Genomic DNA, 1,816 nt, shown 5'->3' on the forward strand with positions numbered 1-1,816 from the left:
GGAGCCCTCCGGTGGCCGCCCCCACCTGCGGGTGGTCCCCAACGCCCCCGACGGCGACGAGGCCCCCTCGGCGGGTCCCGTCGACCGTGCGCGGGAGCCGGGGCCGGGACTCGGCTGACGGGTCACCGACCAGCCCGCGGCCGCAAGCGACGGCCCGGCCGGTAACCCGCCGGGTAGGGTCGAATGATGACACCGTCCGACCGCCTCTCATCCCTGGAGCAGCACGTGGCACGCAGCGCCGAGTCCGTCCGAGCAGTCATCAAGGCCTACGATGTCCGCGGCGTCGTGGGCGAGCAGATCGACGAGGACTTCGTCCGCGAGGTGGGTGCGTCGTTCGCCCGTCTGATGCGGTCCGAGGGGTCGGAGACCGTGGTGGTCGGCCATGACATGCGGGACTCCTCCCCGTCGTTGTCCCGGGCGTTCGGCGACGGCGTCACCTCCCAGGGGCTGGACGTGGTGACGATCGGCCTCGCGTCGACCGACCAGCTCTACTACGCCTCGGGACTGCTCGACTGCCCGGGCGCCATGTTCACCGCCAGCCACAACCCGGCCCGGTACAACGGCATCAAGCTGTGCCGTGCGGGTGCCAAGCCGGTCGGCCAGGAGTCCGGACTCCGGACGATCGCCGACGAGGTCGTCGCGGGGGTCCCCGCCCACGACGGTGAGGCCGGGACGGTCTCCGAGCGTGACGTCCTCGACGGCTACGGTGCGTACCTCCGCGAGCTGGTCGACCTGTCGGGCATCCGTCAGCTCAAGGTGGCGGTCGACGCCGGGAACGGGATGGGCGGCCACACCGTGCCCGCGGTCCTCAGCGGACTGCCGCTGGAGATCGTCCCGCTGTACTTCGAGCTCGACGGCAACTTCCCCAATCACGAGGCCAACCCCCTCGAACCGGCCAACCTGGTCGACCTCCAGGCGCTGGTGCGGGAGAGCGGGGCGGACATCGGACTCGCCTTCGACGGCGACGCCGACCGCTGCTTCGTGGTGGACGAGCGGGGTGAGCCCGTCGCCCCGTCGGCCATCACGGCGCTGGTGGCCGGGCGCGAGCTCGACAAGGAACCCGGCGCCTCGATCATCTACAACCTGATCACCTCCCGGGCCGTCCCCGAACTGGTCGAGGAGAAGGGCGGCGTCGCGGTCCGAACCCGCGTCGGCCACAGCTTCATCAAGGCCCAGATGGCGGACACCGGTGCGATCTTCGGCGGCGAGCACTCGGCGCACTACTACTTCCGTGACTTCTGGGGCGCCGACTCGGGGATGCTCGCCGCGATGCACACCCTCGCCGCCCTCGGGGAGCAGGACGCCCCGCTGTCCCAGGTGATGGCCGAGTACACCCGGTACGCGGCGTCCGGGGAGATCAACTCGACGCTGGACTCCGCGGAGGCGCAGGTGGCCCGGATGGAGGAGGTCATCGACGCGTTCTCCGGCCGGGCCGTGTCGGTGGACCGACTCGACGGCGTGACCGTCGACCTCGGTGACGGCGCGTGGTTCAACCTGCGGGCCTCCAACACCGAACCGCTGCTGCGCCTCAACGCGGAGGCGCCCACCAGGGAGGACGTCGCCGCGGTGGTCGACGAGGTCCTCGCGATCGTCCGTGCCTGACCTGACCAGCGACACCGGGGCCGGCCGGGTGGACCTGGACGACGCCGAGGCCCTGCGCTCCTCCGACGCCACCGGGGCCCTGCTCCACGCGTCGATGGCCGGGGCCCAGCTCCGATCGGTCGCGACGGCCGTCGACTCGGGGGCGCTGGACGGCCTCACCGGGTTCCGGCCCCGGGCGCTCGTGTGGGTCTCGGGTCGCTCGGACCGGGCCCGC

At 72.3% G+C, this 1,816-nt stretch carries 1 protein-coding gene and 1 pseudogene; both read left to right on the plus strand.

What is annotated here, in order from left to right; translation table 11 throughout:
* Window positions 1–225: 225 nt before the first annotated feature.
* Window positions 226–1,602 carry a phosphomannomutase/phosphoglucomutase gene (locus G6031_RS17925; RefSeq protein ID WP_179526177.1) on the plus strand — a complete coding sequence of 459 codons (1,377 nt, stop codon included), beginning with the start codon at window positions 226–228 and terminating at the stop codon, window positions 1,600–1,602.
* Window positions 1,595–1,816 (plus strand): annotated as a pseudogene (locus tag G6031_RS17930) (hypothetical protein); the annotation flags it as partial. The gene G6031_RS17925 and the pseudogene G6031_RS17930, both read left to right, overlap by 8 nt.

This window comes from Dietzia sp. CQ4, from assembly GCF_014145125.1.
Taxonomy (GTDB): Bacteria; Actinomycetota; Actinomycetes; order Mycobacteriales; family Mycobacteriaceae; genus Dietzia; species Dietzia natronolimnaea.